Genomic DNA, 17,303 nt, shown 5'->3' with positions numbered 1-17,303 from the left:
CCATGCGCACCCGCACTCTCGGCATCACCGTCACCGCCGCGCTGCTCGCCGTCTCGCTGTCGGCCTGCGGTCAGGAGGCCAAGGGCGGCAGCCGCTACAAACCGGACGACGGCAAGGGCGGCACGATCGGCCTCGCCATGCCCACCAAGTCCTCGGAGCGGTGGATAGCCGACGGCAAGAACATGGCCTCGCAGTTCAAGAAGGCCGGTTACGAGACCGACCTCCAGTACGGCGACGACAAGGTGGAGAACCAGGTCGCCCAGATCGAGAACATGATCACGAAGGGCCACCGGCTCCTCGTGGTGGCCGCGATCAACGGCTCCGCGCTCACCGACGTACTGAAGCGGGCGAAGGACGCGGGCATCCCCGTGATCTCGTACGACCGGCTCATCCTCGGCACGAAGAACGTCGACTACTACGCGTCGTTCGACAACGAACGGGTCGGGCGGCTCCAAGGGCAGTACCTCGTCGACAAACTGAAGCTCGGCAAGCCCGGCGGGAGCGGGGAAGAGCCGCGCTCCATCGAACTGTTCGCGGGGGACCCGGACGACAACAACACCAAGTACTTCTGGAACGGCGCCATGAAGGTGCTGAAGCCGTACCTCGACAGCGGGCAGCTCGTCGTGCGCAGCAAGCAGACACGGCTGACGCAGGCCACGACGCTGAAGTGGGACGGCGGCACCGCGCAGAAGCGCATGGACGACCTGATCAGCAAGAGCTACGGCGACAAGCGCGTGGACGCCGTCCTCTCACCCTACGACGGGATCTCCCTCGGCATCATCTCCGCGCTGAAGAGCGCGGGGTACGGGTCGAGGAGCGAGCCGCTGCCGGTCATCACCGGGCAGGACGCCGAGCTGGCGTCGGTGAAGTCGATCATCCGCGGTGAGCAGACGCAGACCGTCTTCAAGGACACGCGGAAGCTGGCCGCGCAGACGGTGAAGATGGGCGACGCGGTCCTGAACGGCAAGAAGGTCCAGGTCAACAACACCACGGACTACCACAACGGCGAGAAGACCGTGCCGTCCTTCCTCCTGAAGCCGGTGAGCGTCGACAAGTCCAACACGAGGCTCCTGGTGGACGAGGGGTACTTCACGGCGGGGCAGCTCCGGTGAGCGCGCCCATTCTGGAGATGCGCGGGATCACCAAGACCTTCCCCGGCGTCAGGGCGCTCTCCGAGGTGAGTCTGACCGTGCGGCCCGGGGAGATCCACGCGATCTGCGGCGAGAACGGCGCCGGGAAGTCGACGCTGATGAAGGTCCTCAGCGGCGTGCACCCGCACGGCAGTTACGACGGCGAGATCCTCTTCGAGGGCGAGCCGATGACCTTCAAGGACATCCGCGCCGGCGAACGCCGGGGCATCGTGATCATCCATCAGGAGCTGGCGCTGGTCCCGTACTTGTCGATCGCGGAGAACATCTTCCTCGGCAACGAACAGGCCAGGCGCGGCATCATCGACTGGAACGACACCCTGCGCCGGGCGAGTGCCCTGCTCAAGCGGGTGGGTCTGCGCGAGAGGCCGCAGACGCCGGTCTGCGACATCGGCGTCGGCCAACAGCAGCTGGTGGAGATCGCCAAGGCCCTGTCGAAGGAGGTGAGGCTGCTGATCCTCGACGAGCCGACGGCCGCGCTCAACGACGACGACAGCGCGAAGCTGCTCGATCTGATCGTGGAGCTGCGGGGGCAGGGCATCGCGAGCATCATCATCTCGCACAAACTGAACGAGATCCGGCAGATCGCCGACGCGGTGACCATCCTGCGCGACGGGCAGTCCATCGAATCACTGACCGTACGTCAGACTCTGTCGACGGAGGCGGTGTTGTCGGAGGACCGCATCATCCGGGGCATGGTCGGGCGCGACCTCGACCACCGCTTCCCCGACCGCACCCCGTACGACGGCGCCGACGCCGCTGAACCGGCCCTGCGGGTGGCCAACTGGACCGTGCGCCACCCGGTCGACCACCAGCGCACGGTCGTCGACGACGTGTCGCTGACCGTGCGGCGCGGCGAGATCGTCGGCATCGCGGGCCTGATGGGCGCGGGCCGCACAGAGCTGGCGATGTCCGTGTTCGGGCGCTCCTACGGACAGTACGTCTCCGGGACCGTGGCGGTGAACGGCCGGCCCGTGGTCACCAGGACGGTCCCGGCGGCGGTCGACGCCGGCATCGCGTACGTCACCGAGGACCGCAAGCGCTACGGCCTGAACCTCATCGACAACATCAACCGCAATGTCTCGCTGGCCTCCCTGCCGGGGATGCGACGGCGCGGTGTGGTCGACGAGCATCACGAGCGCCAGGTCTCGGAGCGCTACCGCACGTCGATGAACATCAAGACGCCCACCGTCTACGAGCAGGTGGGCCGACTGTCGGGCGGCAATCAGCAGAAGGTCGTCCTGAGCAAGTGGATCCACGCCGACCCCGAGGTGCTGATCCTCGACGAGCCGACGCGCGGCATCGACGTGGGCGCCAAGTACGAGATCTACACCGTCATCGACAGACTCGCGGCGCAGGGCAAGGCGGTCCTTCTCATCTCCTCGGAGCTGCCCGAGCTGCTCGGGATGTGCGACCGGATCTACACGATGGCCGAGGGCCGCCTGACCGGCGAGGTCACGCGCGCGGAGGCCACCCAGGAAGTCCTGATGCGCCATATGACCACGACCAGAAGCAAGAGCTGAGGCCGCCATGACCACCACGACCACTCCCCCACGGGACCCGTCCCCCGCGCCACGGCCCGCCGCACGCTCGGCCGGTGCGCTGCTGCTCGACAGCATGCGCTCCAACATGCGCCAGTACGGCATGCTCATCGCCCTGGCGTTCATCGTCGTCCTGTTCCAGATCTGGACCGACGGCACGCTGCTGCTGCCGAACAACGTCTCCAATCTGATCCAGCAGAACGGCTACATCCTCATCCTGGCCATCGGCATGATGATCGTCATCATCGCGGGCCATATCGATCTGTCCGTCGGCTCGCTGGTGGCGTTCGTGGGCGCCATGTCGGCGGTGATGATGGTCAAGCACGACATGCCGTGGGTGCTCGCCCTCGTCCTGTCCCTGCTGATCGGCGCGGTCGCGGGAGCCTGGCAGGGCTTCTTCATCGCGTACGTCGGCATCCCGTCGTTCATCGTGACGCTGGCCGGCATGCTGCTCTTCCGCGGCCTCACGCAGATCGTCCTGGAGGGCCAGTCGCTGGCCCCCTTCCCCGACGGCTTCCAGAACATAGCCAAGGGCTTCATCCCGGAGATGGGCCCGTACACGCAGTACCACAACCCCACCCTGCTGCTCGGCCTCGTCACCATCGCCTTCCTGCTCTTCCGTGAATGGCGGGGCCGCAAGCGGCAGTTGGCGTTCGACCTCGACGTCCTGCCGGCCGGCCTGTGGGTGGCCAAGTGTGTGGCGACGACGGCCGCGGTGGTGGCGTTCACGCTGACGCTCGCCAGCTTCCACGGCGTGCCGGTCGTCATGCTCATCATGTGCGGGCTGCTCATCACCCTCGGGTACGTCATGCGCAACGCCGTCGTGGGCCGTCACGTGTACGCGCTCGGCGGCAACAAGGCCGCCGCGAAGCTCTCCGGTGTCAAGGACAAGCGGGTCACCTTCCTGGTCTTCGTCAACATGGGCGTCCTCGCGGCGCTCGCGGGCTGCGTGTACGCCGCCCGGCTCAACGCGGGCACACCGCAGGCCGGCCTCAACTTCGAACTGGAGGCGATCGCGGCCTCGTTCATCGGCGGCGCGTCGATGAGCGGCGGTGTCGGCACGGTGATGGGCGCGGTGGTCGGCGGACTGGTCCTCGGCGTCCTCAACAACGGCATGTCGCTCGTCGGCATCGGCACGGACTACCAGCAGGTCATCAAGGGGCTCGTGCTGCTCGCCGCGGTCGGCTTCGACGTCTGGAACAAGCGCAAGATCGGCCGGTAACCCCTCGCCCACCCACTCTCAGGGAGCTGTACATGGAAACGAGCAGACGCACCGTACTCACCGCGGCCGCCGCCGGAGTCACCGCGGCCACCGTGTCCGCCGCGCCCGCCACGGCCACCGCGGGACCCGCGCACGCGGCCGCGGGGCGGCGCCCCACGAAGGAGTTCTTCGGCAAACTCGCCGACGGTACGAAGGTGCACCGATGGACGCTGGCGAACGGCGGCACGAGGATGCGGGTCCTGTCCTACGGCGGCATCGTCCAAACCCTCGAACTCCCGGACCGCCAGGGCCGGTTCACCAACGTCTCGCTCGGCTACGACACGCTGGAGAGGTACGTCGCGGGCACCACGTTCTTCGGCGCGCTGATCGGCCGCTACGGCAACCGCATCGCCCGCGGCCGCTTCACCCTGGACGGCAGGACCCACCAGCTCTCCGTCAACGACGGGGAGAACAGCCTGCACGGCGGGGCCGTGGGCTTCGACAGGCGGGTGTGGGACGTGGAACCGTTCACCGGCCCGACCGGCGTCGGCCTCGTCCTGCGCCGTGTGAGCGCCGACGGCGAGATGGGCTACCCGGGGACGCTGCGCGTGAAGGTGACGTACACCCTCACCGCGCGCGGCGACTGGCGGATCGACTACGCGGCCACGACCGACAGGGCCACGGTCGTGAACCTCACCAACCACACGTACTACAACCTGGCGGGCGAGGGCAGCGGCGACGTCCACGGCCATGAACTGACCCTGAAAGCCGCGCGTTTCACGCCGACCGACGCCGGCTTGATCCCCACGGGCGCGCTCGCCCGGGTCGCGGGCACGCCCTTCGACTTCCGGCGTGCCAAGACCGTCGGCGCGGACATCCGCGTCGCACACCCCCAGTTGGTGACCGCCAAGGGCTACGACCACAACTGGGTGCTCGACAAGGGGCTCACGGGCCGCCCCGAGCACTTCGCGACGCTGCGGGACCCCGAGTCCGGCCGCACGATGAGGATCGCGACGACGGAGCCGGGCGTGCAGTTCTACTCGGGCAACTTCCTGGACGGCACCCTGACCGGCCCCTCGGGCCGCACCTACCGCCAGGGCGACGGCCTCTGCCTGGAGACCCAGCACTTCCCCGACTCACCGAACCAGCCGTCGTTCCCCTCGACGGTGCTGCGCCCCGGCGACACCTACCGGTCGAGCACGGTGCACAGCTTCTCGGCGCGCTGAGGCCGCGGGCATTCAGAAGACCGACCAGCCCGTCACCGTCGTGAAGTGGTCGAGCGCCGCCACGCCCGCGACGGAGTTGCCGTACGAGTCCAGGCCCGGACTCCAGACGCACAGGGTGCAGCGGCCCGGGACCACGGCGACGATGCCGCCGCCCACGCCGCTCTTGCCCGGCAGGCCGACGCGGTAGGCGAAGCTGCCTGCCGCGTCGTACGTGCCGCAGGTGAGCATGACCGCGTTGACCTGCTTCGCCTCGCGCGGGGGCAGCAGGCGCGTGCCGTCGCCGCGCAGCCCGTGCCGGGCCAGGAAGGCCCCCGCGAGGGCGAGGTCGCGGCAGCTCATCCGGATCGCGCACTGCCGGAAGTAGTGTTCCAGGACGGTGGCCACGGGGTTGTCGAGGTTGCCGTAGCTCGCCATGAAGTGCGCGAGGGCCGCGTTGCGGTCGCCGTGCTCGGCCTCGGAGGCCGCCACCACCGGGTCGCAGGCGACGTCGGGGTTGCCGCTCTCCGCGCGCAGGAACTCCAGCATGGTCGTGGTGGCGTCCCCGGTGAGGCTCTGCAACCGGTCCGTGACGACCAGCGCGCCCGCGTTGATGAAGGGGTTGCGGGGGATGCCGTTCTCGTACTCCAGCTGGACGAGCGAGTTGAAGGGGTTGCCGGACGGCTCCGTGCCGACCCGGTCCCAGATCCGCTCGCCGCCCTCCGCGAGGACGAGCGCGAGGCTGAAGGCCTTGGAGATGGACTGGACGGAGAACGGCTCCTGCCAGTCCCCCACGCCGTACACATCGCCGTTGACGTCGGCGACCGCGATGCCGAACCGCTCGGCGTCCACGTCCGCGAGCGCCGGGATGTACTGGGCCAGCTGGCCGCGGCCCACCAGCGGCCGGGCGAAGGCGGTGACTTCTTCGAGAACGGACCGGTAGTCCACAATCTGAGCTTTCTGCATGTACGACGCGTCCGTTTCATCCTGCCAGACGCCGCCACCGGCACACGCGCGAGCCCCGGCCGATGTCCCGGCCGGGGCTCCGCGGTGCCTTCAGGCAGACCGCTGTCGTCAGCGGTTGTTCGTGTTCAGGTGGTGGGAGATGCCGTTGCCGCGCGAACCGTGGTGGTAGCCGTCGGCGGCGGTGAGCCCGTCGGAACCACCGATGTTGTAGTAGGTGAAGCCACCCCTGTACGGGGCGTCATCGGCGACCGCGGGGGCGGCCGACAGGAACCCTACAGCGGTGATGGCGGCGAGGGTGATCGCAATGCGACGCATGTGTCTCCTTGAACAGAGATTCCGGTACAGCGGTACGTAAAGACATTCCTCAAACGCCCGCTGCCCCGCCCCGCTCGACACGACCTCACCCCACGACGTCACCCGACCGGGCGCCCTTACGACACCCGTTCGGGCGGAGCACCTGAGGTCAGGGCCGCACCGCTCCGGTGAGGATCACGAGCCGCTGGGTCGCCCGGGTCATCGCGACGTAGCGGTCGACCGCCCCTTCGACGCCCGTGCCGAACGCCTCCGGGTCGACGAGGACGACCAGGTCGAATTCGAGCCCCTTCGACAGCTCAGGGGTCAGCGACCGCACGCGGGGCCTCGCCCGGAACGCGGGGTCGCCGATGACGCAGGCGATCCCGTCGGGGCGCTCGGCGAGCCAGTCGTCGAGGACGGTCTCCAGGTCCGCGGCGGATCCGTGCACGACGGGAACACCGCTGCTGCGCACGGAGGTCGGCACGTTGGCGTCCGGGAGCGCCGCCCGGATGACCGGCTCGGCCTCCGCCATGACCTCTTCGGGCGTGCGGTAGTTGACGCTCAGGGACGCCATGTCGATCTGGTCGAGCCCGATCCGCTCAAGACGCTCCCGCCAGGGCTCCGTGAACCCGTGCCGGGCCTGGGCGCGGTCGCCGACGATGGTGAAGCTGCGGGACGGGCAGCGCAACAGCAGCATCTGCCACTCGGCGTCGGTCAGTTCCTGTGCCTCGTCCACGATGATGTGCGCGAACGGGCCTGCGAGCAGGTCGGGTTCGGCGGTGGGCAGCGCGCTCTCGTCGATCAGGGTGTCCTGGAGATCGCGCCCGTGCAGCATCCCCAGAGCGCCTTCGCTCTCGTCGATCTCCACGTTCTGCAACAGGCTGTCCATGACGTCGGCCCTGCGTGCCCGCTCTGCGGCGACGGAGGCCTCGTGCCGCCGCTTGCGCGCGGAGGCCTCGGGGTCGCCGAGCCGCTGCCGTGCCGCGTCCAGGAGCGGCAGGTCGGACACCGTCCACGCCTGGGCGTCCGCGCGCTGCAACCTGCGTACGTCGTCCGCGCTCAGCCAGGGCGCGCACTTGCGCAGATAGGCGGGCACCGTCCACAGGTCCCCGACGAGGTCGCTCGCCTCCAGCATGGGCCAGGCGCGGTTGAGGGTGCCGATGAAGTCCCGGTCCTGGAGCAGGGACTTGCGCAGCAGGTGCGGCGGGGCGTCGCTGTCGTCCTTCTCCATCAGGATCGTGACCAGCTCCTCCCGGATCTGGTCGCGCGCCTCGTTGTGCGGGGTGCCGGGCTCCACCGCCTCGAACGCCGCCGCCCAGTCGTCGGCGCTCAGCCAGATGTCGGACCAGTGGCTGGAGACCGTCATCCCCTTGGTGGGCGGCTCCTCGTAGATGCCTACGGCGGGCTCGATCGCCCGCACCATCTCCGCGGTCGCCTTCAGCCGGGCCACCTCGGGATCGGCCTCGGTCGCCGCCTGCGCCCCCTCGGCGACGAGGTCGCGCAGCACGCAGGTCTGTACGCCCTCCTCCCCGAGGCTGGGCAGGACATCGGCGACGTAGGCGAGGTAGGGCCGGCTCGGGCCGACGAAGAGCACGCCGCCGCGGCGGTGACCGAGGCGGGGGTCGGAGTACAGGAGGTGGGCGGCGCGGTGCAGGGCGACGACGGTCTTGCCCGTGCCCGGACCGCCGTCGACGACGAGGGCGCCGCGGGAGCCCGCCCGGATGATGGCGTCCTGGTCGGCCTGGATGGTGGCGAGCACATCGCGCATCCGGTCCGACCGGGTGCCGCCCAGGCTGGCGACGAACGCGGACTGGTCGTCGAGCGCCGCGTGCCCTTCGAGGCCGTCGGCGGTGAACACCTCGTCCCAGTAGTCGTTGATCCGGCCACGGGTCCAGCGGTATCTGCGGCGGCTCGCCAGTCCCAGGGGGCTGGCGTGGGTCGCCGCGAAGAACGGCTCGGCCGCGGGGGAACGCCAGTCGATCAGCAGCCGGCGGCCGGTGCTGTCGGTGAGGCCGAGGCGGCCGATGTACACGGGCTCGGCACTGCCCGCGGGGACGATGCGCCCCAGGCACAGGTCGAGCCCGAAGCGGCGCAGCGTGCGCAGCCGCGCGGTCAGCCGGTGGATCTCCGCGTCCCGGTCCATCGCCTCGCGGCCGACGCCACCGGGCGCCCTGCGCTCGGCCTCAAGCCGGTCGGACAGTTCGGCGATCGACTGCTCCAGACACTCCGCGATGGCCGCGAAATGCCGCTCATCACCGGCGATCAGCGCCGGGTCGGCCTTCGCGGAAAGCGCGTCGGGAAGGTCGAACGCACTCTCCCCATCAACCGATACAAGCGTATGCACTGAGTGGGACTCCCATTTCCGCAGGTCCTGGCTTCGGACCGCGAATCTTGCCCCACGACCGGGGCCTTGCGGCAAGCCCCCCGGTGCGCTATATGTTGAGAGTGGCAAGGGGCGTGGCTGACTGATGCCTGCCCCCACTCTTTCGGGACGCTAACGCGCGCCGGCCACCAGCCATCTCGACGGCAGTTCTATGCGGGCCCCTTCCGGGGTGAACTCCGTCGTCAGGAGCGGGAGTTCACCGCACGCCAGGATGGCCAGGCCCGCCGAGGCGAGATACCGGGACACGGCCTCGTCGTCCACCTCCGCGGGCGCGATGCCGTGCGCGAAGACCGGGGCGAGCTTCGGCGGCGGGCCCGCGGGGCCCCGCGCGAGGCCCATCAGGACGGGCTTGGCGGCCTCGGCCAGTTCGACGAGGAAGGCCCTGCCGCGCTTTCCGATCAGCGTCGCGACGCTGTCGGCCAGGGGCTGGCGGTCGCCGGGCTCGCACTGGTGGAGCACGCCGCGCATATAGACGTTCACATCGCCAAGCTCCGCGTGCAGTTGCTCCGCCTCGCTCTTCTCCGCGGCGTCGAACTGCCGGAACTCCGCCTGGTCGGCGGGGTCCGCGAGCCGGGCGTGCACCAGGGCGGCGGCGGACAGATCAAGACCGAGGACGTGCGGGAAGCGGTCGGCGAGGAAGCGGGTCTGGGTGCCGTTGCCGCAGCCCAGGTCCACGACGGGCAGGTCGGACGCGGCCAAGTGCGGCTCGAACAGGGCGAGATGAGGGCCGACGGTGAGGGCGGGATCGGCGTCCCAGAACACCTCCCCCTGCCCCTCGGGCGCCTCCCGCCAGAAGGACTCCCAGGCCTGCCTGTACCGACTCGTGACACTCATGCCCAGCTCCCCAGGACGCGACGAGGGCCGCCGAAGCCGACGACAAGATCGGTCTACCGCGCCCCGCCCCAAAGAACTACCTTCTGGGCACGGCCAGTTCGAACCAGACCGTCTTGCCGGAGTTGGTACGGCTCGTGCCCCACTCCTTGGCGAGCGTGCTGACGACCCGCAGGCCGCGCCCGAACTCGTCGCCGGGGCCCGCGCTGAGCAGCGTGGGCAGCGCGCTGTCGTCGTCCTCCACCTCGCACAGCAGCGCCCCGGCGTGCACCAGGCGCAGGTCGACACGGGTGCTGCGGGAGTGGCGTACGGCATTGGTGACCAGCTCGCTGACGAGCAGCTCGGCGGTGTCGCCGAGGGCGTCGAGGGACCAGGCCCGCACCTGCTCACGGACCAGTTCGCGGGCCCTGCTCACCTCGCTCGGGTCGACGGCGAGCCGCCAGTGCGCGACGTCCTTCGCCGCGATGCCGTTGAGCCGGGCCATCAGGAGCGCCACGTCGTCCTTGCGGCCACCGCGGGGGTTGAGTGCGCGGATGATCGTGTCGCAGGCCTCGTCCATGGAGGCGGCGGGGTGCGCGGCGGACTCGGTGAGCGTGGCGAGGCCGACTCCGATGTCCTCGCCGCGGACCTCGACGAGGCCGTCGGTGCACATCAGCAGCCGGTCGCCGGGCGCCACGCGGACCCGGACCGACTCGAAGGGCACGCCGCCGACGCCGATGGGCGCGCCGGTGGGCAGGTCGAGCAGCTCGCTGCGCCCGTCCTCGGCGCGGACCAGGACGGGCGGGATGTGGCCCGCGTTGGCGAGGTGCAGCTCGCCCGCGATCGGGTCGTAGACCGCGTACAGACACGTCGCCAGATAGTGCTCGCCGAGGCGCTGCGCGAGGTCGTCGAGGTTGCGCAGAAGCTGTTCGGGCGGCAGGTCGAGGGCGGCCATGGTCTGCACCGCCGTACGCATCTGGCCCATCATCGCCGCGGAGTTGAGGCCGTGGCCCATCACGTCACCGACGACCAGCGCGGTGCGGGAGCCGGGCAGCTTCACGGAGTCGAACCAGTCGCCGCCGACGCGCCCGAGCAGCGTGCCCGGCAGATAGCGGGTCGCGATGTCGCAGCCGGACATACGGGGCTGGATGTGCGGCAGCATGCTGTCCTGGAGGGTGTCGGCGACGCTCTCCTGGTAGGTGTACATGCGGGCGTTGTCGATCACGAGGCCCGCGCGGGCGGCCAGTTCGGCGCCGGTGACGCGGTCCATGTCGTTGAAGACGGGCCGCTCCCGGTGGCGGAGCAGGATCATGAAGCCGAGGACCACATTGCGGGCCTTGAGCGGTACGACGAGCATCGAGCGGTGGTTGATCAGCGGGCGGATGTCGCGCTTCTCGAACTGCGCGGCGATGGCGTTGCCCATCTCCTCGGTGATGCGGGGGACGAGCACCGGGTCGCCGGAGGTCATGCACTGGAAGAACGGCGTGTGCGCGGGGAAGGGCATCGATTCGCCGACCGGCACGACGTCGTCCCAGCGGCCCGGCTCGTCGGTGTGCTCCACGGCGACGCGGTGCCACAGCGTGGTCTCGTCCGGCGGCCCCTCGGGGAACCCCTCGCCCGCGACGACCTGCTCGCGCAGATACGTGCCCGCGACGTCCGTGAACCGCGGCACGACCGCCCTGCTGACCTCCACGATCGTGTGCGACAGATCGAGCGAGGAGCCGATGCGCCCGCTCACTTCGTTGAGGAACTCCAGGCGCTCGCGCACCGCCGCGTACTCGAGGTCCTCGCCCTCGTCGTCCGCACCGGCGTAGGCGGACGCCGGGAGTCCGTGGACGGCCGCCCGCTCGGCGCGCTCCCTGCGGGCCTTGCGCTCGGCGCGGCGGGCCACGCCCCAGTCCGGGGTGACGGGCACTCGGTCGTGCTGGCTGAACTCCAGGACCGGATAGCCCAGTTCGAGGATCTGGGCGACGATGCGGGAGCTTTCGCCCACGCTCATGCTCGGCAGGATCTCGGGCAGCCTGCCCGCCAGCTCGTCCGCGCCGGGAAAGTCCGTGTGCAGGGCGAAACCGGGAGCGATCCGCTCGACCTGCTCGCCGCGTGCGCCCCCGCTGTCGGACGCGGCCGGCCGGGCGGCGTCGGCGGCGAGCACGAGCAGCCGCTCCGGGCCCGGCCCGATCAGCGGATACGCCCACCAGAGCACGTCGGCCCGGGTGCCGCCGGGCTCCGGCCCGGTCAGCCGCGCGCGGCCCGCGGCGGGGTAGGAGAGGTGCCGGTCGAGGGAGGTCTCCAGGTCGGGTCCGAGGCCGTCGTAGGCACCGTAGGGTTCATGGTCCTCGGGGAGCGCGCCGTGGACGGGGAGCAGATCGCCCACGGGGCGGCCGACGGCCTCCTCCTTCGTGTACCCGAAGAGGCGGCGCGCGCCGACGCTCCAGTGCGAGACGAGCCCCGCGCCGTCGACGACGACCACGGCCAGGGGAATGCGTCCGGCCACGGCACTGTGCGCCACCGGCCCGTCCGGAGTGCCTCGCACCATGGCTCATGCTCCTTCCCGCGGCGGCGCAAGATCTGATCCGCCACCAACCACCGTACGGCTGGCGCGGGTTGCCGTGCGGGGCAATGCGGGAATTGCCTCCGGCCGAGATCGCCCGGCGTACGCCCCCCTGCGACCGGTGTGTCAGTCCTCGTGTCCCAGCTGGAGGTCCCGCTCGGTGCGGCCGCCGCCCGCGACCTGGAGGACCGTGGCGACCGGCGGGTAGCCCGCCGCGATGACCGTGTACTCGCCGGACGACAGGTCGACGAAGCGGAAGGTGCCGTCCGCGCCGGTGGTCAGGGTGTCGACGACATTGCCCGCGGCGTCGAGCAGCGTCACGCGCGCGTCCTCGACGGCCCGCCCCCCGCCCGCGCGCACGGTGCCGCGCAGCACCGCGCCGCCCGCCAGCTCCACGTCCTGGCGTGTCTCGCGCGATGCCTGCACGGTGACGGGCAGCGCGGCGGGGCGGAACGCGGGGGCGCTCGCCGCCAGGGTGTACTCGCCTGCCACCAGCTCCGTCATGACGTAACCGCCCTCGCGGCCGCTGCGGGTGGTGGCGACGACCTCGCCGCGGACGTCGGTGAGGGTGACGGCGGCGTCCCTGACGGGCGTGCCGTCGGCGGTCAGCACGTTTCCGGCGAGGCGGCCCGCGCCGCCGAGGACCACGTCCAGCTCGACGGGCCGCTCGCCGACGGTGACGGTGACCGCCTGCGGCTGGTGCCCCCCGGCGGCAGCGATCAGCACGAACGAGCCCGACCCCGGCGTCGACAGGGCGTACCGCCCGTCCTCCCCGCTCGCGCCGCGCCCGATCTGCTGTCCGGCCACGTCGATGAGGGTGAGGGCCGCGCGGGGCACCGCGGTGCCGTCGGGGTGCTGCACGGTGCCGCAGACCGGGACCCCGGCCGCGTACGTCGTCGTACGGGCGCGCGGGACGGGCGCGGGCTCGGCGGCGGGTGCGTTGTGGGAAGCGGTGCTGGACAACAGGGGGGTCTCCTTGAGGAAGAAGGCGAGCAGCATGCCGAGGACGAGCACCGGCACCAGGTAGAGGAAGATCCGCGGCATCGCGTCGGCGTAGGCCTGGACGTAGCCCTCGCGCAGGGGTGCGGGCAGCGCGTGGACGAGCTGCGGGGTCAGGGACTCGGGGTCGGGCAGGCCCTTGTCCGGCCCGGCGGGCAGCCGGTCCCTGAGGGCGTCGGCGAGGCGGTCGGCGAAGAGGGCGCCGAAGACGGCGGCTCCTACGCTGCCGCCGATCTGCCGGAAGTAGTTGTGCGCGCTGGTGGCGGTGCCGAGGTCGGCGGGGCGGACCGCGTTCTGCACGGCGAGGATCAGGACGGGCATGGCCAGGCCGATGCCCGCGCCGAGGACCGCCATCCAGATGCTGTACTCCAGCCGCGAGGTGCCGGTGTCGAGCTGGGAGAGCAGCCACATGCCGACGACGGACAGGGCGCCGCCGAGCACGGGGTAGATCTTGTAGCGCCCGGTGTGACTGATGAGCTGCCCGGAGATGATCGACGCGCCGACGACGCCGCCCATCATCGGCACCATCAGGAGACCGGACTCGGTGGCGCTCGCGCCGTCGACCATCTGGAGGAAGGTCGGCAGATAGGCGGCCGCTCCGAAGAGGGCGAGTCCGACGGCCATGCCCACGAGAGAGGTGAGCACGAAGACCGGGTCGCGGAAGAGCCGCAGCGGGATGATCGGTTCTGCGGCGGACTTCTCGACGACCAGGAAGAGCACGCTCGTGACCACGGCGCCGCCGCCGAGCCCGAGGATGACGCGGTGGTCCCACGCGTACTCGGTCCCGCCCCAACTGGTCAGCAGCACCAGGCAGGTGGTGGCGGCGGCGAGCAGCAGCGCGCCGAGCACGTCGAGCCGGGCCCGGGTGGTGCGCTTGGGCAGCTTGAGCGCGAGGCTGACGACGAGCAGCGTGACCAGGCCGAAGGGCACGTTGAAGTAGAAGCACCAGCGCCAGGAGGCGTGGTCGGTGAAGAAGCCGCCGAGCAGGGGGCCGGCGACCGACGCGAGGCCGAACGCGGCGCCGATGAGGCCCAGGTAGCGGCCGCGGCGCCGGGGCGGCACGATGTCCGCGATGATCGCCTGTACGCCGGTCATGAGGCCGCCCGCGCCGACGCCCTGGAGAGCGCGGAAGGCGATGAGCTGGTCCATGGTCCGCGACCACCCGGCGAGGGCGGAGCCGATGACGAAGACGACGATCGCGAACTGGAAGACGCCCTTGCGCCCGAAGAGGTCACCGAGCTTGCCGTAGACGGGCAGTCCGATGGTGCAGGTGAGCAGATAGGCGGTGATCGCCCAGGACATCCTGTCCAGGCCGTGCAGCTCTCCGACGATCTTGGGGAGCGCGGTGGCGACGATCATCTGCTCCAGGGCGGCGAGCAGCAGGGCGAGCATGAGCCCGAAGAAGACCATGCGTACGCGGCCGGGGCTCAGCCCCCCTGCGGTCGCGTCGGGAGCAGGGGGCGGCGGCTCCTGCCCCGCCCCCTGCCCGCCGAAGGCCGTGGCGGCCGCGGCCGCCTCATCTCCCTGTCCGCCGGCCTTCGCCAGCGTCGTCCCACCCACGTACCGCTCCCCTTCGTCGCGCCTGCGCCGCCAGCTTTCTCGCATTGCGCGACAACTGGGAGCAAGCGCGACGAGTCGCCCTTTTTCCGGGCCTCACGGACGTAAGAGCCGGTCGGAGCCCTACGGCGTACAGCGGAACCGAGCGGAAAACCACTCGAAGCGGTGAGCGGGAAAACAGCCCCGGGGGGCGCTACTTCTTCTCGACCTCGGCGGCGAGGTTGCCGAGGACGGTGTCGTAGATCCGCCCGAGCCCCTTGGGCGCGAAGGTGCGCTCGAAGAAGCCGCCGATGCCGCCCGCGCCGTTCCACACGCTGGTGACGACGACGCGGGACCTGCCCTCGCCGGCCGGGGTGACGGTCCAGGTGGTGACCATGGACGAGTTGCGGTCCTTCTCGACCAGCTCGCCGTCGGTGGGCTCGCTGACCTCGAGGAGGCAGTCGCGGATCCGCTTGCTGGTGGCCTGGAGCTTCCAGTGGACCAGCGTGCCCTCGCCGTCGCCGCCCTCACGTACCTCGTACTCGCTGAAGTGCTCCGAGAGGAGCTTTCCGCGCGTGCCGTTGTAGTCGGCCAGTGCGTCGAAGACGTCGTCCGGCTGTGCCGCGATGATCCGCTCCGTGGTCGCCTCGACCTGCGCCATTGCACTTCCTCCAGCACTTGGTTTCTCGGGGAGTTCAGGGAGAGCCAACCACCCGGCGCACCGGCCTCCCAAATCGGGGTCGCGGGCGGGGGCCCGCTCAGCCCGACAGGGGGGCGGTGGCGTCGAACCGGGCGGTCGTCCCGTCGTCGCTCCGGCGGTGCAGTCCGGCCTTCTCCAGGACGCGGACGGAGGCCGGGTTGGCGAGTTCGACCTCGGCGTGCACGGTGGTGACGTCCGGCGAGGTCAGGGCGTGCGCCACGAGGGCCCGGGCGGCCTCCGGGGCGTAGCCGCGCCCCCGGCGGGAGGGAACGACGCCGTAGCCGATCTCCAGGGCGCCCTCGCTCGGCGGCCAGAACAGGCTGAGGGAACCGACGACGAGGCCGCTCTGGCGTTCGATGATCAGGCGGTGGCCGTGCGCGCCGGGGTCGCCTGAGGCCCCGGGTTCACCCGAGGTGCCGTTGCCTTCGGCGATCTGCTCGGCGATGACGCCCGCCATGACGCGGTCGCCGTCGGCCGGGAAGTCCGGCGCCCAGCGCGATGAGCGGCGGCCGGCGAGGACGTCGGCGATCTCCGCCGGGGTCCAGGCCCTCAACAGAAGGCGCTCGGTGGTCAGTTCGGCGGTAAGGGAAAAAGCGGACACGCGACACTCCAGGTCGTTTGGGTGGGACGACCGGGCCGCTCTCGATGAGCCCTGCTTCTTCAGGCTCGCGCGACTCGGACGAGGACATGCCGATGAAGCACCTGGCGGGCCATATTCATCGACCTCCCTCATCTCGGTGGTGTCACGCGCAACGCCATGTCACGCGGACCGCGCTTGACGGGACGCTATCAAACGAAGCTCGGCACGATCCGGCTCGCACGATCAAGGGAACATGTGTTCTATTCTGTGGTCAGTGCTACCGAGGAGGCGTCATGCGCTGGGAGAACCTCTCCGACGGGCCGCGTCAGGGCACCGCTGATGCCGCGCTGTTCGGCGCGGACGCGGTGACCACACGGACCTTCGACACCCCGGAGTTCGCGGGGATCACCTTCCACGAGATCCGGGCCCGCTCGATCGTGAACCGCGTGCCGGGCGCGTCCCGCATGCCGTTCGAATGGACGGTGAACCCGTACCGGGGCTGCACGCACGCGTGCGTCTACTGTTTCGCGCGCAAGACCCACAGCTATCTGGACCTGGACACCGGCATCGGGTTCGACAGCCAGATCGTCGTCAAGGTCAACGCCGCCGAACTGCTGCGGCGCCAGCTCGCCTCGCCCCGCTGGCACGGCGACCACATCGCCATGGGCACGAACGTCGACTGCTACCAGCGCGCGGAAGGCCGCTACCGCCTCATGCCGGGGATCATCGAGGCGCTGCGCGACCGCGGCAACCCCTTCTCGATCCTGACCAAGGGCACGCTGATCCTGCGCGACCTCGATCTGCTGCGGCAGGCGGCCGCGGTGACCGATGTCGGCATCTCCGTCTCCGTCGGCTTCACGGACGCCGAGCTGTGGCGCACGATCGAGCCCGGCACGCCCGCTCCCGAGCGGCGCCTGGACGTCGTACGCACCCTGACCGACCACGGCATCGGCTGCGGAGTCCTGATGGCGCCCGTCATCCCCTTCCTGGGCGACCACCCCGATCAGCTGCGCGCAACGGTGCGGGCCGTCGCCGCGTCCGGCGCGACCTCCGTCACGCCCCTCGTGCTGCATCTGCGGCCCGGGGCGCGCGAGTGGTTCATGACGTGGGTGAGGCGGCACCACCCCCATCTGGTGCGGCGGTACGAGCGGCTGTACGCGGAAGGGGCCTATGCCCCGAAGTGGTACCAGCGGCGCGTCACCCGGCATGTGCACGAGCTGGCCGAGGAGTTCGGCATCGGCCCCACGCGCGCGGGCGGCGCCCGGCGGATCCGCGGGCCCGAGCAGCCCGAGCCGGAGCCCGCGGCCGGACCCACTCAGCTCACCCTGCTGTAAGGCCCCGCTACAAGGCCCCCTCGCGCGGGCGGACCGTGCTCCTTTCAGGCTATTCGGC

13 protein-coding genes are annotated in these 17,303 nt (G+C 70.7%); 5 read left to right on the top strand and 8 right to left on the bottom strand.

Features of this window, described 5'->3' with window-relative positions; all coding sequences use genetic code 11:
• The first annotated feature begins 2 nt into the window (after positions 1 to 2).
• Genes chvE through IG54_RS0106625 form a run of 4 tightly spaced genes read left to right on the top strand, consistent with a single transcriptional unit; the run spans position 3 to position 5,116 of the window.
• Positions 3 to 1,112, top strand: a complete 1,110-nt coding sequence (gene chvE / locus IG54_RS0106640) for a multiple monosaccharide ABC transporter substrate-binding protein (RefSeq protein ID WP_030778460.1) — start codon at positions 3 to 5, stop codon at positions 1,110 to 1,112.
• A complete protein-coding gene (gene mmsA, locus IG54_RS0106635; protein ID WP_030778457.1) occupies positions 1,109 to 2,671 on the top strand; it encodes a multiple monosaccharide ABC transporter ATP-binding protein in 1,563 nt (520 codons plus the stop codon). The genes chvE and mmsA overlap by 4 nt, the downstream gene beginning before the upstream one ends.
• 7 nt (positions 2,672 to 2,678) lie before the next feature.
• Positions 2,679 to 3,911: a multiple monosaccharide ABC transporter permease gene (mmsB, locus tag IG54_RS0106630; protein WP_030778455.1), complete on the top strand. Its 1,233-nt coding sequence runs from the start codon at positions 2,679 to 2,681 to the stop codon at positions 3,909 to 3,911.
• 32 nt (positions 3,912 to 3,943) lie between these two features.
• Positions 3,944 to 5,116, top strand: a complete 1,173-nt coding sequence (locus IG54_RS0106625) for an aldose epimerase family protein (protein ID WP_030778454.1) — start codon at positions 3,944 to 3,946, stop codon at positions 5,114 to 5,116.
• A gap of 12 nt (positions 5,117 to 5,128) precedes the next feature.
• On the opposite strand, the gene IG54_RS0106620 is transcribed toward IG54_RS0106625, so the two are convergent.
• From IG54_RS0106620 to IG54_RS0106585, 8 genes are all read right to left on the bottom strand, one after another.
• Complete coding sequence (locus tag IG54_RS0106620; RefSeq protein ID WP_030778452.1) at positions 5,129 to 6,040, bottom strand: glutaminase; 912 nt, start codon at positions 6,038 to 6,040, stop codon at positions 5,129 to 5,131.
• A 126-nt stretch (positions 6,041 to 6,166) separates the two neighbouring features.
• Complete coding sequence (locus tag IG54_RS0106615) at positions 6,167 to 6,373, bottom strand: hypothetical protein (protein WP_030778450.1); 207 nt, start codon at positions 6,371 to 6,373, stop codon at positions 6,167 to 6,169.
• 148 nt (positions 6,374 to 6,521) lie between these two features.
• A complete protein-coding gene (gene helR / locus IG54_RS0106610) occupies positions 6,522 to 8,696 on the bottom strand; it encodes an RNA polymerase recycling motor ATPase HelR (protein WP_030778448.1) in 2,175 nt (724 codons plus the stop codon).
• A 150-nt stretch (positions 8,697 to 8,846) separates the two neighbouring features.
• Positions 8,847 to 9,569 (bottom strand): class I SAM-dependent methyltransferase, encoded by a 723-nt coding sequence (locus IG54_RS0106605; protein ID WP_030778447.1) that lies wholly within the window; start codon positions 9,567 to 9,569, stop codon positions 8,847 to 8,849.
• A 76-nt stretch (positions 9,570 to 9,645) separates the two neighbouring features.
• Complete coding sequence (locus IG54_RS0106600; protein WP_030778445.1) at positions 9,646 to 12,081, bottom strand: SpoIIE family protein phosphatase; 2,436 nt, start codon at positions 12,079 to 12,081, stop codon at positions 9,646 to 9,648.
• Positions 12,082 to 12,222: 141 nt separating this feature from the next.
• Entirely contained in the window at positions 12,223 to 14,655 is a 2,433-nt protein-coding gene (locus tag IG54_RS0106595) for an MFS transporter (protein WP_030778444.1), read from the bottom strand.
• Between the two features lie 190 nt (positions 14,656 to 14,845).
• Positions 14,846 to 15,292 (bottom strand): SRPBCC family protein, encoded by a 447-nt coding sequence (locus IG54_RS0106590; protein ID WP_030778442.1) that lies wholly within the window; start codon positions 15,290 to 15,292, stop codon positions 14,846 to 14,848.
• 97 nt (positions 15,293 to 15,389) lie between these two features.
• A complete protein-coding gene (locus IG54_RS0106585; protein ID WP_030778440.1) occupies positions 15,390 to 15,932 on the bottom strand; it encodes a GNAT family N-acetyltransferase in 543 nt (180 codons plus the stop codon).
• Between the two features lie 272 nt (positions 15,933 to 16,204).
• On the opposite strand from IG54_RS0106585, the gene IG54_RS0106580 reads away from it, so the two are divergent.
• Positions 16,205 to 17,245: an Rv2578c family radical SAM protein gene (locus IG54_RS0106580; protein ID WP_030778438.1), complete on the top strand. Its 1,041-nt coding sequence runs from the start codon at positions 16,205 to 16,207 to the stop codon at positions 17,243 to 17,245.
• Positions 17,246 to 17,303 lie beyond the last annotated feature (58 nt).

It is taken from the genome of Streptomyces sp. NRRL S-920 (assembly GCF_000717945.1).
Classification (GTDB): Bacteria; Actinomycetota; Actinomycetes; order Streptomycetales; family Streptomycetaceae; genus Streptomyces; species Streptomyces alboniger.
Note: the sequence above shows the minus strand (reverse complement) of the source record. Positions and strands in the feature narration are given on the sequence as shown.

What these genes read in the sequence shown, in the direction of transcription:
- mmsB (WP_030778455.1), top strand. Translation starts at nt 2,679, where the DNA reads ATGACCACCACGACCACTCCCCCACGGGACCCGTCCCCCGCGCCACGG.
- IG54_RS0106605 (WP_030778447.1), bottom strand. Translation starts at nt 9,569, where the DNA reads ATGAGTGTCACGAGTCGGTACAGGCAGGCCTGGGAGTCCTTCTGGCGG.
- IG54_RS0106580 (WP_030778438.1), top strand. Translation starts at nt 16,205, where the DNA reads ATGCGCTGGGAGAACCTCTCCGACGGGCCGCGTCAGGGCACCGCTGAT.
- IG54_RS0106625 (WP_030778454.1), top strand. Translation starts at nt 3,944, where the DNA reads ATGGAAACGAGCAGACGCACCGTACTCACCGCGGCCGCCGCCGGAGTC.
- IG54_RS0106600 (WP_030778445.1), bottom strand. Translation starts at nt 12,081, where the DNA reads ATGGTGCGAGGCACTCCGGACGGGCCGGTGGCGCACAGTGCCGTGGCC.
- IG54_RS0106590 (WP_030778442.1), bottom strand. Translation starts at nt 15,292, where the DNA reads ATGGCGCAGGTCGAGGCGACCACGGAGCGGATCATCGCGGCACAGCCG.
- chvE (WP_030778460.1), top strand. Translation starts at nt 3, where the DNA reads ATGCGCACCCGCACTCTCGGCATCACCGTCACCGCCGCGCTGCTCGCC.
- IG54_RS0106615 (WP_030778450.1), bottom strand. Translation starts at nt 6,373, where the DNA reads ATGCGTCGCATTGCGATCACCCTCGCCGCCATCACCGCTGTAGGGTTC.